The sequence below is a fragment of the Candidatus Avelusimicrobium fimicolum genome (assembly GCF_021632165.1).
Lineage (GTDB): Bacteria > Elusimicrobiota > Elusimicrobia > Elusimicrobiales > Elusimicrobiaceae > Avelusimicrobium > Avelusimicrobium fimicola.
On record NZ_JAJWTS010000017.1, the window covers coordinates 1 to 15,205 of the forward strand.

The 15,205-nt window shown below is 43.3% G+C and carries 17 protein-coding genes and 1 tRNA gene; 10 read left to right on the top strand and 8 right to left on the bottom strand.

The features are described 5' to 3' along the window. Nucleotides 1–196: 196 nt before the first annotated feature. From ACQY2K_RS06490 to ACQY2K_RS06500, 3 genes are read left to right on the top strand one after another with little or no spacing between them, the layout of a single operon-like run. Nucleotides 197–505 (top strand): DUF2924 domain-containing protein, encoded by a 309-nt coding sequence (locus tag ACQY2K_RS06490; RefSeq protein ID WP_428041180.1) that lies wholly within the window; start codon nt 197–199, stop codon nt 503–505. Beyond that, nucleotides 502–708, top strand: a complete 207-nt coding sequence (locus tag ACQY2K_RS06495; protein ID WP_428041181.1) for a DUF5681 domain-containing protein — start codon at nt 502–504, stop codon at nt 706–708. Before ACQY2K_RS06490 ends, ACQY2K_RS06495 begins: the two co-directional genes overlap by 4 nt. Next, nucleotides 698–1,129, top strand: coding sequence for a DUF2924 domain-containing protein (locus ACQY2K_RS06500; protein ID WP_428041182.1), 432 nt, complete (start codon nt 698–700; stop codon nt 1,127–1,129). Before ACQY2K_RS06495 ends, ACQY2K_RS06500 begins: the two co-directional genes overlap by 11 nt. A gap of 11 nt (nt 1,130–1,140) precedes the next feature. Here the strand turns inward: ACQY2K_RS06500 and ACQY2K_RS06505 are convergent, their stop codons facing one another. Continuing rightward, complete coding sequence (locus ACQY2K_RS06505; RefSeq protein WP_428041183.1) at nt 1,141–2,340, bottom strand: GmrSD restriction endonuclease domain-containing protein; 1,200 nt, start codon at nt 2,338–2,340, stop codon at nt 1,141–1,143. A 72-nt stretch (nt 2,341–2,412) separates the two neighbouring features. Between ACQY2K_RS06505 and ACQY2K_RS06510 the strand changes: the two genes are divergently transcribed. Further along, on the top strand, nt 2,413–4,026 hold the full coding sequence (locus ACQY2K_RS06510; RefSeq protein WP_428041184.1) for a recombinase family protein: 1,614 nt from the start codon (nt 2,413–2,415) through the stop codon (nt 4,024–4,026). A 19-nt stretch (nt 4,027–4,045) separates the two neighbouring features. Here ACQY2K_RS06510 and ACQY2K_RS06515 read toward each other — a convergent pair whose 3' ends face one another. From ACQY2K_RS06515 to hydF, 3 genes are all read right to left on the bottom strand, one after another. Then, nucleotides 4,046–5,563: a zinc-ribbon domain-containing protein gene (locus ACQY2K_RS06515; protein ID WP_428041185.1), complete on the bottom strand. Its 1,518-nt coding sequence runs from the start codon at nt 5,561–5,563 to the stop codon at nt 4,046–4,048. A 228-nt stretch (nt 5,564–5,791) separates the two neighbouring features. Further along, nucleotides 5,792–5,867: transfer RNA gene (locus ACQY2K_RS06520), tRNA-Val, on the bottom strand. A 147-nt stretch (nt 5,868–6,014) separates the two neighbouring features. Continuing rightward, nucleotides 6,015–7,190, bottom strand: a complete 1,176-nt coding sequence (gene hydF, locus ACQY2K_RS06525; RefSeq protein ID WP_428041186.1) for a [FeFe] hydrogenase H-cluster maturation GTPase HydF — start codon at nt 7,188–7,190, stop codon at nt 6,015–6,017. A 95-nt stretch (nt 7,191–7,285) separates the two neighbouring features. Here hydF and ACQY2K_RS06530 point away from each other — a divergent pair, with 95 nt between their 5' ends. From ACQY2K_RS06530 to ACQY2K_RS06540, 3 genes are read left to right on the top strand one after another with little or no spacing between them, the layout of a single operon-like run. Further along, the gene (locus tag ACQY2K_RS06530; protein ID WP_428041187.1) at nt 7,286–8,296 is read left to right on the top strand and encodes a polyprenyl synthetase family protein; all 1,011 of its coding nucleotides are present in this window, start codon (nt 7,286–7,288) and stop codon (nt 8,294–8,296) included. A gap of 8 nt (nt 8,297–8,304) precedes the next feature. Continuing rightward, a complete protein-coding gene (gene dxs, locus ACQY2K_RS06535) occupies nt 8,305–10,158 on the top strand; it encodes a 1-deoxy-D-xylulose-5-phosphate synthase (protein WP_428041188.1) in 1,854 nt (617 codons plus the stop codon). A gap of 7 nt (nt 10,159–10,165) precedes the next feature. Further along, nucleotides 10,166–10,984, top strand: a complete 819-nt coding sequence (locus ACQY2K_RS06540; protein ID WP_428038088.1) for a TIGR00730 family Rossman fold protein — start codon at nt 10,166–10,168, stop codon at nt 10,982–10,984. Nucleotides 10,985–11,092: 108 nt separating this feature from the next. Here ACQY2K_RS06540 and ACQY2K_RS06545 read toward each other — a convergent pair whose 3' ends face one another. The 3 genes from ACQY2K_RS06545 to ACQY2K_RS06555 form a co-directional block, all read right to left on the bottom strand. Continuing rightward, entirely contained in the window at nt 11,093–11,422 is a 330-nt protein-coding gene (locus tag ACQY2K_RS06545; protein ID WP_177748024.1) for a hypothetical protein, read from the bottom strand. 120 nt (nt 11,423–11,542) lie between these two features. After that, complete coding sequence (locus ACQY2K_RS06550) at nt 11,543–11,956, bottom strand: hypothetical protein (RefSeq protein WP_428041189.1); 414 nt, start codon at nt 11,954–11,956, stop codon at nt 11,543–11,545. Then, on the bottom strand, nt 11,953–12,507 hold the full coding sequence (locus ACQY2K_RS06555) for a CYTH domain-containing protein (protein WP_428041190.1): 555 nt from the start codon (nt 12,505–12,507) through the stop codon (nt 11,953–11,955). Before ACQY2K_RS06555 ends, ACQY2K_RS06550 begins: the two co-directional genes overlap by 4 nt. 121 nt (nt 12,508–12,628) lie before the next feature. Here ACQY2K_RS06555 and ACQY2K_RS06560 point away from each other — a divergent pair, with 121 nt between their 5' ends. From ACQY2K_RS06560 to ACQY2K_RS06570, 3 genes are all read left to right on the top strand, one after another. After that, on the top strand, nt 12,629–13,114 hold the full coding sequence (locus ACQY2K_RS06560) for a PaaI family thioesterase (protein WP_177748033.1): 486 nt from the start codon (nt 12,629–12,631) through the stop codon (nt 13,112–13,114). A 184-nt stretch (nt 13,115–13,298) separates the two neighbouring features. Next, on the top strand, nt 13,299–13,451 hold the full coding sequence (locus ACQY2K_RS06565) for a hypothetical protein (RefSeq protein ID WP_428041191.1): 153 nt from the start codon (nt 13,299–13,301) through the stop codon (nt 13,449–13,451). 75 nt (nt 13,452–13,526) lie between these two features. Continuing rightward, nucleotides 13,527–13,982 carry a hypothetical protein gene (locus ACQY2K_RS06570; RefSeq protein WP_428041192.1) on the top strand — a complete coding sequence of 152 codons (456 nt, stop codon included), beginning with the start codon at nt 13,527–13,529 and terminating at the stop codon, nt 13,980–13,982. A 209-nt stretch (nt 13,983–14,191) separates the two neighbouring features. Here ACQY2K_RS06570 and ACQY2K_RS06575 read toward each other — a convergent pair whose 3' ends face one another. Beyond that, nucleotides 14,192–15,169, bottom strand: a complete 978-nt coding sequence (locus ACQY2K_RS06575; RefSeq protein WP_177748009.1) for a class II fructose-bisphosphate aldolase — start codon at nt 15,167–15,169, stop codon at nt 14,192–14,194. Between the last annotated feature and the right edge of the window lie 36 nt (nt 15,170–15,205).

The following is a 15,205-nucleotide window of genomic DNA, read 5'->3' on the forward strand; positions in this document are numbered from 1 at the left end:
TGGAAGAAATCGCTTTGCAGAAAGGTTTTATTACCAAAGCGGAGTTAGCACAAACATTGGCCAAGTGTCCGTCTAATACATATTATCAATATGTAAGCCGTTTATTAAATAAGAAGTAGACCCAACTTGACTTATCTCTCGATAGTAAGCGTGAATGTAGTACGAAGTAAAAATTGCTTATTTAAGGAGATAAGTTATGAAGAAAACAACCAAAAAATCAGTACCCGAAAACAAACCTACTCAACCTGCTGTTTTGCGGGTAGTTAACCCTATCACTACCGAAGAAACTCCGCTTAAAAACTTGCCTGTCCGGCCGCGGGATAGCCGTTTGCCTGTGCCGGGTAGCATCATCACTAAAACTTACCGCGGGAAAACCATAGAAGTAAAAGTGCTTGAAAATGGTTTTGAATACCAAGGTAAAACCCACAAAAGTATATCCCGCGTGGCTATGGAAATCGTCAAACGGCCTATTAGTGGGTATGTGTTCTTCGGGTTATGCAAATGACGCCGCGCATACTGCCGCCCGTTAAAAACCAGTTTGTAATAGGGCGGTCGGGTAATCCGCTCGGCCGTCCTAAGAAAATGCGTGAAGTGGAACTTTTACAAACTGCTATTAAGTTCTTTGACGAATTGGCAAAGGCCTACTACCTTAAAGGAAACTCGGCCCACAAGATAAACCGTATTAGGAAGGTGTTAAATGAGAAATAAATGCTATCTTTCTAAAAGTTTTGAGGAGTTAAAGGGTTTTACCGATGAAAAGCTCCAATTTTACTGGGATATATTCTATCGATATCCGTTAAGGGGGCGAAAGGGTAAATACCGCCCTTTGTGGTATGCTATCCAATGTGAGTTGTATAGTTGCAAACTGGCGGAGAAGTACATCACGCGCCTTGATAAATACGCTAGTAACCCGGAAAAATACATCCAAAGGGCCCATAAATGCAAATATAACTTGGCGATAGGCACAGTGCTGACGAAACGCTACAAAGGAGAAATATATCAGGTAACTGTGAAAAGTGAAAAAGAATATGAGTGGAGCAACGAAATATATCCCAATTTAACCGCCATAGCGCAAAAAATAACCCGGGGTCACGTTAGTGGCCCCAAGTTTTTTGGATTAACGAAATAAAGGGTTACACATTACACATCTACTTCTTCAAATTCACCAGAGATATGACTGTGAATCTTTTTATGACATTCTTTGCATATTACCATAATGTTCGAGATATTGGTTTTTCCTCCTAGAGAATATAGGTTTTTATGATGATAGTTAGGTTCTTTATAATCTTTAAATTTGTAGTTACATCTCATGCAATAAGGATGCTTAGCATAAGCTTGTATTTTTTCTATATTAGTGATTTGTCGTTTCAAGTCTTTTCCTATTAATTTCATGTGTTTTGTTGCATATTTTTTGATGATTTCTAAACGCAAATTTATTATTTTTTCTGACCATCCTCCACGGATGTTATCATAAAATGTCTGATAATCAGTTTTGCTTTTCCGATAGTCTTGATCATAGCAGTGCATATGAAAATTTTCGATAAATTCTTTAAATTTTTTCTCTTTTCCTTTTAAAACATGGGTTTTTTTCAGAGAGGATATCAAAGAGTAGACTGTTAAAACCCATGCATGTTTTTCAAGAAAAGCATAGTGGTCTTCTGGAAAACATTTGCGCAAAAAATCTAAATTGCTCTTTAGTGTTTTAACGGTAATATCGCTCGATTTAAGATCTTTTTTATTTTCCATAAACTCATATAATGCTTCTGAAGAAGACTCACGTGGACCATAGAATTCAAACAAAAGAAGGCGCATAGCATCTGGAAAAGAGCCATATCTGTCTTGATTAATTCCAAGAGATTTACTAATGAAGTCATGTTTTGCAATTTTTCGCATTATAGAAACAATATTTCCAGGCAAAGCATTGAGTCTTTCCCCTAGAGAAAGAGGTTTTCCCCGTTGTAAACGAGAAAAAATTGAACGAATTTTTTCATCATTTCCTTCAATTATTTGAACAGTTAGGTTGTAGTTTAAAAAATGCTGTTGTTGATTTGTTGATAAATCGGCAAAAGTTTTATCAGCGATTTCTTTTGGAGAAAATTTGGACGAAAGTTTGAATTTAGAATCATGGAATTCTTTAATGACGCTTAGCCTTTGCTGACCGTCTACTATATATTTTTTATTTCCTTTTTCATTTATAAAAAACATAGGAATAGGATCATCTGCTAGGATGCTATCAATTAAACATTGTTTGTCTTGAAGAGACCAAGCGTTAGGAGGTCTTTGGTAATTTAAATCTACCTTAAAATTGTGATAATTTAACAAAAAATCTTTTATTTTCATGGATTTTCTCTCCTATAGTTGACTTTATCCCTTATAGTAAGCATTACTGTGTATAGGAGAATTATAACAAATATGCCTAAAATAAACTGTGCTATATACACCCGAAAATCCACCGAACATGGCCTAGATATGGAGTTTAACTCGCTCCAAAACCAAGAAGAAGCGTGTAAGGCTTATATCCTATCCCAAGCGTTTAATGGGTGGGAGTATTATAAAACGTATTCGGACGGCGGTATTAGTGGGGGTACCATGGAGCGCCCCGGCTTAAAAACACTCCTTGACGATATCCGCGCCTGCAAAATACAGGTAGTTGTCGTCTATAAGGTGGACCGCCTGTCGCGCTCTATTATAGACTTCCACAAAATGATGCAAGAGTTTGATAAATACGGTTGCAACTTTGTGTCCATTACCCAATCCTTTGATACCAGTAATTCTATGGGAAAATTAACACTTAATATGCTCTTGTCCTTTGCCCAATTTGAGCGGGAAGTATCGGCCGAGCGCGTGCGTGATAAAATCGCCGCCAGTAAAGCCAAGGGCCTTTGGATGGGGGGAACGCCGCCGTTGGGGTATGACCTTAAAGACAAGCAACTTATCCCTAATCCGCAAGAAGCCGAAGTCGTAAATCTAATTTTTACCAAGTATCTGGAACTGGAAAACATGCAGGCGGTGGCGGAGTGGCTCAACCAAAAGGGGTATCGCACGAAAACGTGGACTCCCCACAGTGGCCAATTACGAGGTGGAAAAGCGTTCCAAAAGAGCAGTATCCAGCGGATTTTGACAAATCCCATATATATCGGCCAGGTAGCGCACTTGGCCAAAAATAAGGTGTACGCTGGGCGGCATGAGGGCATTGTTCTCAAACCCGTGTGGGAGTCCGTACAAGATATGGTTCAGCGCAGGATTACAGACCCGCATGCTTTTAGCCACTATCAAACGCATAAAACCGTATTGGCAGGCAAATTATATGATGATAAGGGTCAGTCCTTTCGGCTGACTTCTTCTAAAAAGCAGGGAAAAAAGTTCCTCTATTATTACAACGGCGTGGGCGGGCATTATCTGCCGGCAGAGCAATTAGACGCTTTTGTGCTAAAAACGCTTAAAAAGACCGATTTTAATGAATTAGAGCCATTGGTTAATATGCAAGGGCTAACGGATGAGCAATTAACGCATTGGATAACTCGGGCGGAGTGCCAAACAGTGGGAAAAGCGCATTATTTGACGGTATTTTTAGATGAAAAGCAGGTTCGGACGGACTTATCTGCTTGCTCGCGTATATCGGGCCAAGCGGAGGAACGGAGGGGAGTTTTGCACCGTTTACTAGATAAAATATATGTAAAAAGTACATTTTTAGTGGATAATGTGTCGTCCGTGAAACTACAAAATGGGACGGCGCGGAATATTTTAACGGTGCAGCAACTAAACGAGAGCTTGGTAAGGGGATTAGCTCGCGGGTGGCAACTCAAACGGCTGTTAGAGCATAGCAAGCCGTTGCGCGAGGGTGAAAAGGTCAGCGGCCTGAATAAACGGACGTTCGCTAGGTATTTGAATTTGTGTTATCTCTCTCCGCGCATTGTGGCGGATATTCTGGAATATAACAATCCACGCAATATGAGTTTAAAAGAACTGATGAATTTAGCTGAAGGAAATGTGGATTTCGCGGAGCAGGAAAAGGCGTGGATATAGTGAGTCGTTTGAGTCCTCTTTATTCATCATATTTGTTAGTATATTTCTTTTGCCAAATATAACCTCCGGCGGTTTTTCGGTTACCTCGGCAAGCTCCGGCGATATTAGAGGCGCAGATTCCAGTTTTTCTTGCAGCTTCTGCAATGGAATCAAATTGTTCCAATATTTTAGATGTATTTATCTCGCACATGTATAGCTTATACTGTTTAGACTTACACTTAATATTGCATCGGGGGCAGGTCGTTTTTAATTTATTCCTAGTGCGAATGGTCTTTTTATATGATGTTCCGCATTTTTTACATATCCACCAAACTTCTTCATGTGATCCTGCCGAAAACATTCCTGGGGTTAATCCTTGATTTTTCTCATAATCCCATTCTTCTGCTAAATCGGGTCTCATGTTAGACAAAGATCTTTTGATGGTAGCGTTTTCTCTGTATGTATTAATTTTATACCGATCTTTTTCAATATCTACATTTACCGATATTTTCCGAATGAACATGTCATTACATCGTATATACTGTTTTCGTGGATTCCAACCAAAATCGGATTCTAGCATATAGAGTAATTCCCTAATAATTTTATCAAGCCCTTTAGTATTATCGCAGTCATCTAAAGTTTTCTCGATAAAAGTATAATCTGAAGTAAAATTAAAAATATCGGAATTATCTTTGGCACATATACGGATAAGTTTAATTTGGTGGTGTTGGCAGATATTATATTTAATCTTTTCCCTCTTTAAGGATCGTTCTTTCTTATGATAAAAAGAACCATCATACTCAATGGCAACTCTTTTTGAAGGTATAAATATATCCAATTCCATACCGTTGTCAAAGATATCTCTATACCTATTTATGGCATCAGGGAAAACTTGTTTGACATAATAATATATGGCTTGTTCTGGAAATGAAGTTTGGTTTCCTTCTTTACATTTGGAGCAACCATTATGCAAAATTGATCTGGCGCATACTTTGGCTTGATATTCATGTCCTTTTAGACACATCCACCAAACCTTTTTAGCACTCCCTGCAACAACATCTGTTGGCTTTAATGCTCCATTTTCCGTTGGATGCCATTCTTTTGCAAGATCAGGATGGGTGGTGGATAAGTCATTATACCCCTTTAGCACTTTCTTGTTTGAACAATACGGACAACCTTGGCCATCTGTTTTTTTTGCGGTTGTGGCTTCATAGCTATGCCCTTTGTTGCATATCCACCATACTTTTCTATTTGATCGAGCTGTAACTTCATTTGGTTTTAATATATTTTTTTGATAATCCCAGTCTTTTAACAGATGAGGGTGCGTAGTGGATAAGTCATTATATCCAGAAAGTATTTTTTGATTGGAACAATAAGGGCAACCATATCCTCCATAACTTCGCCCATGTATAGTAGTTTTCCATTTATGTCCCTTGCTACACACCCAATGAGCTTTTTTATTGCTTCCCAATGACAAAATGGTTGGATTCAGCCCTTCTTTATTGTTGGCGTCCCAATCCCATTCTGTCATTAAGTTGGCATTATCAATAACTTTCATAATGTTAGTATAGCAAGAATTTATCATTTCAATCTATATAGGAATATAATAGGTTTTTTCGGATCCTCTTGATTTCCCCGTTAGAGAACAAGGCTCGGAAACGGGCCTTGTTTGTCTCTATAAATACCACTCTAAAACCTGTATGGATGAAAATCCTAGCCGCACACCGTCGGAAGTGAGAAAAACAGGGCAACAAAAAAGACACCTCGCGTGAGGTGTCTTTTCAAATGGTGGACCGGAAGGGACTCGAACCCCTGACCTCCTGCGTGTAAAGCAGGCGCTCTACCAACTAAGCTACCGATCCGAAAATTGAAATATCCTTAACTAGGACAGTTCTTATTTTAGCAAAAATATAGCGCAACTTCAACTATTTTTCTAAAATTGCGAATTAAAGTTGCAAGAGTAACGATTAGGACAAAACGCTTTTTATCTAATCGTTTACAGGCAACATTTATTGGTCCTGTTTCCTAAATATTTCCGTTACGCGGTCAAAAATACCATTGCAATAGGCTATTGCTAACCCGTAATTGGAAAGTGAAACACCCTTTTCCTTTAATATATTCAAGCGGCGCATAATTTGCGTTCGCGTTACCATACACCCGCCGCATTGAATTGCTAATTTGTACGTTTCCGCATCATCTGGCAAGGCATCTAAATTAGCCACCACAGTAAACTGCAATTTTTTACCCGTATATTTTTGCAACCAGTTGGGAATTTTCGTGCGGCCAATATCATCACACTTGTTCACACTATGTGAACAAGATTCCAAAATCAGCACCTTATCGCCATCCTGCAAGGTATCAATCGCGCGCGTGCCCTTTAAATAGGCCTCAAAATCACCTTTTAAGCGCGAAAATAAAATGCTGAAACTCGTCAGCGGGATATTAGGCGGCACTACGGAACTGACGTATTTAAACGCCTGTGAATCCGTTACCACCAGTTTGGGGGTATGCAAACGCAAATATTCACGCAACTCGGTGTCCTTTAAGCACACCGCCGCCGCGCCGATATCCAACAGGTTGCGTATCGTCTGCACCTGCGGCAAAATAAGGCGGCCCTCGGGGGCGGACGCGTCAATCGGAATTACCAGCACTACTTCGTCCCCGCGTTCCACATAATCATCTAACAGAACATCTTGGGAATAGGCACTCTTGGGCAGATGCTTTTTAATCATATCCAACAGGATAGGCAGATGCGGTTCCTTGCACGAAAAATCCACCACATCAGCGCCCTTAATTTCCGTATTTGTTGCATACAAATCGCACTTGTTATGCACCACAAAAAAAGGCACGCTGCGCGCCTGAAAGGTTTCCATTAAACTTTGGTCGTACGAATTAAAATCATCTGCAAACACCAAAATAGCCAAATCTACCTGGTCCAAGGCTTCGTTGGTGCGGCGGACACGCTGGGCCCCCAAGGCGGAAGAATCGTCTATCCCGGCGGTATCCACCAAAGTTACCGGGCCTATGCCCAAAATTTCAATAATCTTCTTAACGGGGTCCGTCGTCGTACCCGGGTGGGCGGCCACGACGGAAACCTCTTGTCCCGTCAAGGCATTAATAAGAGAACTTTTGCCCACGTTCATTTTTCCAAAAATGCCGATATGCGGCCTGTTTACTTTTACCATAATAGGAATTATAATATTTTTCCCCGCTTGCTGTCCGTGCGGCAGGCTCAATATAAGGTATAATAAGATAAAGTCCGTACCGAGAGGTTATTACTATGAATAAGTTTGACGTGTACTTAAAAGACCGTGCCAAGTTAGTGGAAAAAAATCTTTCCAAATATATTTCTAAAATTAAAAACTCTCCTAAAATTTTGACCGACGCCATGGATTACTCTTTGGAAGCCGGCGGCAAACGCGTACGCCCGATTTTGCTTATGGCCACCGCCGAAGCCTTTGGCAAAAAAGCGGCAGACGTTATGCCCGCCGCCTGCGCCGTGGAAATGTTGCACACCTATTCTTTAATCCACGACGATTTGCCTTCTATGGATAACGATTCACTGCGCCGCGGCAAGCCCACCAACCACAAAGTATTTGGAGAGGACCTTTCTTTATTGGCCGGGGATGCGCTTTTAACATATGTGTTTGAAGTTTTTGCGCAAAACGGCAAAGTCAAAGCCATCGGCGCAGAAAATACGTTAAACGCTTTAATGAATTTTGCCAACTGTGCCGGCGCCTCGGGTATGGTCGGCGGGCAGGTGGCCGATGTGTATGCCGAAGGGATGGGTGCGGCCGATGCCGCCAGCACAAGAGCGGACAAAATCCGCAAAATTTCTAAACCGCTTGCAGATAAGTCCCTGCACTATTTTATGCTTCCCGCTACCGTCAAAGAAACCACTCCCGAAACCATTTTGAATTACATCCACGCCAACAAAACGGGTGCTTTAATCCGCGGCAGTGTGGAAACGGGGGCATTATTGGCCGGAGCCAAAGGCAGCGATTTAACCCTCATTAAAAAATACGCCAACTGCATTGGTTTGGTGTTCCAAATTGTAGATGATATTTTGGATGTTACGGCCTCGGCTAAACAACTGGGTAAATCCAACAGCGATAAGGAAAACGGTAAACTGACCTTTGTCAGCCTTTACGGCTTGGAAGGCAGCCGCAAGCACGCGCAGTTGCTTATTGCCAATGCGCAAAAGGCGCTTAATTCCCTCAAAAATGTTAAAAAGAAAAATCTGTGGCCGCTGTATGAAATGGCGGAATTTTTCAAAACAAGAACCTATTAAGGAGTAATATGAAAGTTCTCCCCAGTATTCAAAATCCGCGCGATTTGCGCCTGATTAAAAAGGAACTTCTCCCCACGCTATGCGAGGAATTACGCCAAGTGATTATAGATACCGCCAGCCATAACGGCGGTCATTTGGGTTCCAGTTTAGGTGCGGTGGAAATTATAACTGCGTTACACTATGTTTTCAACACGCCCGAAGATAAAATTGTGTTTGACACCGGCCACCAGGCCTATGCGCACAAGTTGCTCACGGGCCGCCAAAAGGAATTTGCCACTATCCGCACGCAAAACGGTCTGAGCGGATTCCCCAAACGTACAGAAAGCGAATACGACACTTTCGGTGCGGGACACGCTTCCACGGCTATTTCCGCCGCGCTGGGCTTGGCTATCGCACGCGACCAACGCAAGGAAAAAAACAAAGTTGTTGCGGTAGTGGGCGACGGCTGTTTAACGGGCGGTATGGCGTATGAAGCCATGCAAAACGCGGGTCTTTTGCGTACCGATATGTTGGTTATTCTAAATGATAACCAAATGTTTATCTCCAAGCGCGTGGGCGCGCTGGGCAAGGCTCTTACCAAACTGCTGACCACCAAATATATGCAATTGGCCGAAGAAAAAGCCACCAACTTTTTAAAACGCTTTGACGAACTGGGCAATAATGCCGCTAAACTTGCCAAACGGGCGCGTTCTATTCTGTTTCCGGGCACCTTGTTTGAGGAAATGGGCTTCCGCTATTTCGGCCCTGTAAACGGCAACGATATCAACGAAATGATTGAAGTGCTGGAAAATTTAAAAGATGTAAAAGGCCCGGTAATGTTGCACGTCGTTACCAAAAAAGGCAAGGGATATAAACCCGCCGAAGAAAAACCGACCAAGTTTCACGGCATTGGTATCTTTGACGTGGAAACGGGTGATTCCTTAGGGAAATCTTCTGCGCTGACGTTTACAAAAGCATTTTCCGATGCTCTCTTGAAACTGGCGGAAAAGGACACGTCCATTGCCGCTATTACCGCTGCTATGCCCGAGGGAACGGGATTAGATGCGTTCCGCGATAAATTTCCCTCCCGCTATTTTGACGTTGGAATCGCCGAGGAACATGCAGCCACCTTTGCGGCCGGCCTGGCGGCTGGGGGCGTAAAGCCAGTGGTGGCCCTCTACTCCACCTTTGCCCAGCGTTGCTACGACCAAATTTTACACGATATCTGCTTGCAAAAACTGCCTGTTGTGTTTGCGCTTGACCGCGCCGGATTGGTAGGGGAAGACGGTCCCACACATCACGGAGTGTTTGATTTAAGTTTTCTGCGTGATATCCCGAATTTGATTTTGGCCGCACCGGCGGACGAAAACGAAATGCAGCATATGCTTAAAACCGCCTTTGACGCAAAAGCCCCCTTCGTCCTGCGCTACCCGCGCGGAACGGGTTTCGGCGTAAAATTAGATGACGAACCCCAGGACTTGCCTATCGGCAAGGGTGTGTGGCTTAAAAAGGGAAAAGATGCCACTATTTTGGCTATCGGCAACCGCGTTCACCCCGCGCTGGCGGCGGCAGAAGCGCTCAAAAAGCATAAAATTGACTGTGGTGTCGTCAATATGCGCTTTGTAAAACCGCTGGACACCCAAATTATTGATGAAGCCTTAAAAGTTTCCAAACATCTGGTTACCGTAGAGGATAATATGCTTGCGGGCGGTTTTGGCTCGGCAGTAGCCGAATATCTGGCCGACAAACAGGCTAATTTTAAACTTCTTCGCCTGGGAATCGGCGACGAATTTGTAGAGCACGGCAAAGTGGCTAACTTGTTTGACAAGTTGGGCCTTAATGCCGGACAAATGACGGACCATATCTTAAAATGGATAAAGTGAGGACTTTATGACTACCAAAGAACAACAGGCCATTGAACACGAAGATTCTTATATCAAAGCGTATGAAGATATTGCGCTTTTAAAGAAAGACATTATGCGCCCCGTGCGTATGGAATTAGAGGTAATGAAACCGGAACTTTACCTTCGCCATTTCAACGTAACGGACACGGTAGTTTGCTTTGGCAGTGCGCGCGTGCGCGAGGAAAAAGATGCCGCCGCTAAACTCAAAGCAGCCCAAGAAGCCCTTTCAAAAAATCCGTCTGACAAGCATTTGCAAAACCGCGTGTACGAAGCGGAAGGGTTAGCCAAACTCTCCAAATATTACGACGAAGCACGCAAATTTGCCAAAATTGTCGTACAACGCGCAGGAGACCGTTTTGCCGTAGTAACGGGCGGCGGGCCGGGCTTAATGGAAGCCGCCAACCGCGGAGCCTTTGAAAACGGAGGGAGAAGTATCGGGATGAACATTACTCTGCCGCACGAGCAACATCCCAATCCGTACATTACCAAAAATTTGGCATTTTTGTTCCACTATTTTGCTATCCGCAAACTGCATTTAGTGATGCGCGCAAAAGCCTTTGTCGTGTTCCCCGGCGGGTTCGGCACGTTTGATGAACTGTTTGAAATTTTAACACTCGTTAAAACAGGCAAAAAACAGGAAATCCCGATAGTCTTGGTCGGCAAAGAGTTCTGGAATACGGTAGTCAATATTCCGGGCTTGGCCTCCTACGGCGTAATTTCGCCCGAAGAAGCCGAATCCTGCGCCACGGTGGAAACCGCCGAAGAAGCCTGGGATATCGTCGCCAAGTTCTACAATATTAAATAACCTCATTTGTGCCAATAAAAATTCCCCGGTTAGAGCCGGGGAATTTTTATTGTATAAAAGCAAAGGCCGGAGAGTTGCTGCCCTCCGGCCTTTTGGTTGGAACTTAAATTATTTTCGTTTTGTTGCTTTTTTTACCGTTTTTTTAGCAGCCGGTTTCTTGGCGGCGGCTTTCTTTACGGTTACTTTTTTAGCAGTCTTTTTAACAGCAACCTTTTTCACGGTTTTCTTTACTGCCGCTTTTTTAACGGCGGTTTTTTTGATTGCTGCCTTTTTGACGGCTACTTTCTTCACGGTTTTCTTTGCACAGGCTTTTTTGGCACAGCAGGCTTTTTTGCAAACCTTTTTAGCAGGTGTTTTTACTGCGGCCTTTTTAACGGCTACTTTTTTGGCGGCTGGCTTTTTAGCGGCAGCCTTTTTCACGGTTTTTTTAACAGCCATTTTTCTCTCCCGAGACAATTAGTTTTAACCTCATAAAAATCATAGCACAAATTATTTTAAAATGCAAACATTTTCTCGTCGTAAAATAATTTTTTTAAAAAAATCAAGCGCTTATTTTTCTCATTTTTCCGTCTGAGATTGCTTTTTCTGGCGCAAAATGCTATATACGCCCGTGCGCCCGCAAAGGGCCGTAAAAACAAACGCATTTAGCGTATTGCGGTACCCCAAAGAAACAGCCAAAGCAAATAAAAACGCATACCACACGTGCGTTTGTTGCGCGTAAAAACCGTGCCAAACCGCAGAGCAAACCGCATAGGAAATTAGCAAAATATAACACCAGTTACAAGCGTAAAAAATCTGCAACGTACGCTTTAAAGACTCCACTTTAAATACCCGCAAAACAAGCGGCAAAAGCACGCTTTTGCCAAGAGCAAACAGTAAACCTAACGCAATTCCCTCGCCGTAGTGCCCGGTAAAAATCTGCCCCGCACCGGGAACCACCAAACTAAACAGTAATGCAAAAAAAACTGTCATTTATCCCCCCACAAGGCCAACAGGGCGAGGGCCGTTTTCACTTTGGACACACGGGCATAAGCCAAACCGGAAGCCTGCGTAATTTGGCGTGCCAGTTCGTCCAATGTATCAGGTTGCCCCTTTTTTAATTCCAGTTCAGCCTCTTTCATCAGCACGCGCCTGCCGCACACGCAAATCATAAAATTATCCAGCGAAAGTTCCGCTTCCACGCCATTAAAAAGAATATCATACGAAGTCCGTTTATTCCGGAGCGCAAAGAGCATCTTTAACCCGGTTAAAGGCAAATGCTCCCACACTTTTTTATCTGCCAAAAACGCTAGTGCCTGCGCCAAATTTTTGATGCCCGGCAACGGCAAAGATTCTTCGCGCCGGACGGCTCGGCCGTTTGTTACTTCCGTGCGGGTTTTGTAGGTAGCCTCCCACTTGCCGTCTGTATTCCGCACACGGAAAGCAATTTTATTTTGCTCAAAAAAGCGTTCCGGAGTATCTAAATACGTATCGCAAATATGCAAAACCCGGGGCGCGGAAAGGCTCACCGACGGGACTTGCAAAACCGCCGAAAGTACCTTGGCAAACGCGCGGGGAGAATTGCTCTCTCACTTAAATTCAGTTTCTATGTTTGGCATAAAATTAGTTTAGCAAAAAAGTATAATAAAAGTTAGGAGAACACTTATGAAAAAATTACGCCAACCTACTTCTTTGCGTTGTTTTGCCTGCGGTAAAAACAACCCCATAGGTTTGAAATTGGAGTGGTTCAACGATTACGAAAACAAACAAATTGAAACCACTTTCACCCTATCCGACGATTATTGCTCTTATCCCGGCACGGTACACGGCGGCATTATTGCCACCATTTTGGACGAAACTTCCGGACGCGCCATTTTGCTGGATAACGATTTCAACCGGTTGATGGTTACGCTAAAAATGGAAGTGGTGTACAAACACAATACACCTACAAATACTCCGCTAAAAGCCGTAGGACGCGTCATACGGGACGGCGGTTCCCGCGCGCAAGTGGAGGGCGAAATTATTTTGCCAGACGGCACCGTTTCGGCCAAGTGCACGAGTCTTTTATTCAAAATTCCGCAAGCAGTAAAGGATAAATGGGGGCCGGAAGCAGAAGAGTGGGCCCGCACCACGCCAAAAGTAGAAGAATAAGAGTTACCCTTTGTTCAGACAAATACCGACGGTTTAATCAGTTAGATTCGGTATAGGGTTTATCTCTTTTTTTCAACGGTATGTTTTAACAGCCGCAGCCGAATTGTGATATTCGTGAAAAAAATATACAATAAAACGAAGGTATTTTTTTACCTTTATTCTATATAATCCTGAGGTTGTATATATGAAAAAAATCGTATTATTAATGATGGCGTGTGTTTTTATGGCTGCCTGCATGGGTACCCGCGGTACCGTGGGCGGAAAAAAAGTCTGCACCAATAGTTATTTATTAGGTGTATTGTCTATCAGCGAATTAGTTTCCCCCTGTGGCAAATAAATAATTCTTTTACGGAAAAGTGCCCTGGTATAGTGCCAGGGTGCTTTTCTTATAATTATGGACAGGTAATACAATATGAAAAAATTTTTTTACTTAGGGGGGGCACTTCTCTTATTAGCGGCTTGCCAATCTAATAAGCCTATGCCCGATTTAAGCACCGAGGCTGCGGCACACCAAATTCTTGCGAGGTATTTTCAGTCTAATCCCCAAGTGGCGAATTTTTTTCCCTATTTATCCCAATGCCAATTGAGCCCTGTTGTAAAAAACGTTTCTCAAAAAAATATAACCCCATTTAAAACCTATACCTGTTCCGTTGAACAAAAGGATAACCAGCGGTATATTGCCGTCATTTCAGTTGACCCGAAATTAATGGGCGAAGTGGATTCGTATAAAAAATACGCCAATGAATCGGTTTATATTGCCCTGTTGACTTACGAGCAGGACACAAGACATCTAACAGGATTTAAACTGTTATTTAACATCTATGCAAACCGCGTGGAAAAGCAGACCGAAGTAAATGAAAAATCTTAATTTACCAAACGCATTGTGTTCCATTTATTATTGGGTTTAAAATATGGAAGCAAACACGCCGGAACTAAGGCCGTGCCAATATAAGTATTTACACCAACAGTTATAGATAAAGCACTCCCCTAATCTATTTACTGGCCTTTGCAAGAAAATCTATCCGTAAAAAAACCCCCGGCATTAAACCGGGGGCTTTTTACATTAAAACAAGTTGCTTATTTAACGCGGCCGGCGGAACCAAAGACGTTCTGGTTCTTTTCGGCATACATTTTAATAAGTTCTTCGCGGGCCGGGCCCAAGTATTTGCGCGGGTCAAATTCGCTGGGTTTGGTGGCGAAGATTTTGCGGATGGTGGCGGTCATTACCAAGCGGCCGTCGGAGTCCACATTGATTTTGCACACAGCCATTTTGGCGGCTTTGCGCAGTTGTTCTTCGGGCACGCCGGCGGTGTTTTCCAATTTGCCGCCGTACTCGTTGATTTGTTTGACGGCCCATTGCGGAACGCTGGAAGAACCGTGCAATACAATCGGGAAACCGGGCAAGCGTTTAGAAACTTCTTCCAAGATGTCAAAGCGCAGTTCGGGCAATTTTTCACCGGGCTGTACTTTAAATTTATAAGCACCGTGAGAAGTACCGATAGAAATAGCCAAAGAATCTACCCCGGTGCGTTTTACAAAGTCTTCCACTTGGGCGGGGTCGGTGTAGGTGTGGTGTTCGGCGGAGACTTCGTCTTCAATACCGGCCAACACGCCGAGTTCGCCTTCTACGGTTACGTCGTGCTGGTGGGCATATTCCACAACCTTTTTGGTCAAGGCTACGTTTTCTTCATACGGCAAGTGAGAGCCATCAATCATTACGGAAGAGAAACCATTGTCAATGCAGTCTTTGCACAATTCAAAGGAATCGCCGTGGTCCAAGTGCAAGCAGAGCGGAACCGGTTTGCCGATTTCGTTCATCATTTCCACCGCACCGCGGGCCATCCAACGCAAGAGCGTGGAGTTGGCATATTGGCGGGCGCCTTTGGAAACCTGCAAGATTACCGGGGAGCCGGTCTGTACACAAGCGGTAACAATCGCTTGCAACTGTTCCATATTGTTAAAGTTGTAAGCCGGAATGGCATAACCGCCAGCCATAGCGTCTTTGAACATCTGTCTGGTGTTTACCAGACCCAGTTCTTTATAAGAAACGGTCATTGGACATCCTCCTAAAAAATATTTCTGTCTTAAATA

Bases quoted from the DNA above. Each gene is read 5' to 3' on its own strand.
- ACQY2K_RS06490 (WP_428041180.1), top strand. From the start codon at position 197: ATGAAGAAAACAACCAAAAAATCAGTACCCGAAAACAAACCTACTCAA.
- ACQY2K_RS06495 (WP_428041181.1), top strand. From the start codon at position 502: ATGACGCCGCGCATACTGCCGCCCGTTAAAAACCAGTTTGTAATAGGG.
- ACQY2K_RS06500 (WP_428041182.1), top strand. From the start codon at position 698: ATGAGAAATAAATGCTATCTTTCTAAAAGTTTTGAGGAGTTAAAGGGT.
- ACQY2K_RS06505 (WP_428041183.1), bottom strand. From the start codon at position 2,340: ATGAAAATAAAAGATTTTTTGTTAAATTATCACAATTTTAAGGTAGAT.
- ACQY2K_RS06510 (WP_428041184.1), top strand. From the start codon at position 2,413: ATGCCTAAAATAAACTGTGCTATATACACCCGAAAATCCACCGAACAT.
- ACQY2K_RS06515 (WP_428041185.1), bottom strand. From the start codon at position 5,563: ATGAAAGTTATTGATAATGCCAACTTAATGACAGAATGGGATTGGGAC.
- hydF (WP_428041186.1), bottom strand. From the start codon at position 7,190: ATGGTAAAAGTAAACAGGCCGCATATCGGCATTTTTGGAAAAATGAAC.
- ACQY2K_RS06530 (WP_428041187.1), top strand. From the start codon at position 7,286: ATGAATAAGTTTGACGTGTACTTAAAAGACCGTGCCAAGTTAGTGGAA.
- dxs (WP_428041188.1), top strand. From the start codon at position 8,305: ATGAAAGTTCTCCCCAGTATTCAAAATCCGCGCGATTTGCGCCTGATT.
- ACQY2K_RS06540 (WP_428038088.1), top strand. From the start codon at position 10,166: ATGACTACCAAAGAACAACAGGCCATTGAACACGAAGATTCTTATATC.
- ACQY2K_RS06545 (WP_177748024.1), bottom strand. From the start codon at position 11,422: ATGGCTGTTAAAAAAACCGTGAAAAAGGCTGCCGCTAAAAAGCCAGCC.
- ACQY2K_RS06550 (WP_428041189.1), bottom strand. From the start codon at position 11,956: ATGACAGTTTTTTTTGCATTACTGTTTAGTTTGGTGGTTCCCGGTGCG.
- ACQY2K_RS06560 (WP_177748033.1), top strand. From the start codon at position 12,629: ATGAAAAAATTACGCCAACCTACTTCTTTGCGTTGTTTTGCCTGCGGT.
- ACQY2K_RS06565 (WP_428041191.1), top strand. From the start codon at position 13,299: ATGAAAAAAATCGTATTATTAATGATGGCGTGTGTTTTTATGGCTGCC.
- ACQY2K_RS06570 (WP_428041192.1), top strand. From the start codon at position 13,527: ATGAAAAAATTTTTTTACTTAGGGGGGGCACTTCTCTTATTAGCGGCT.
- ACQY2K_RS06575 (WP_177748009.1), bottom strand. From the start codon at position 15,169: ATGACCGTTTCTTATAAAGAACTGGGTCTGGTAAACACCAGACAGATG.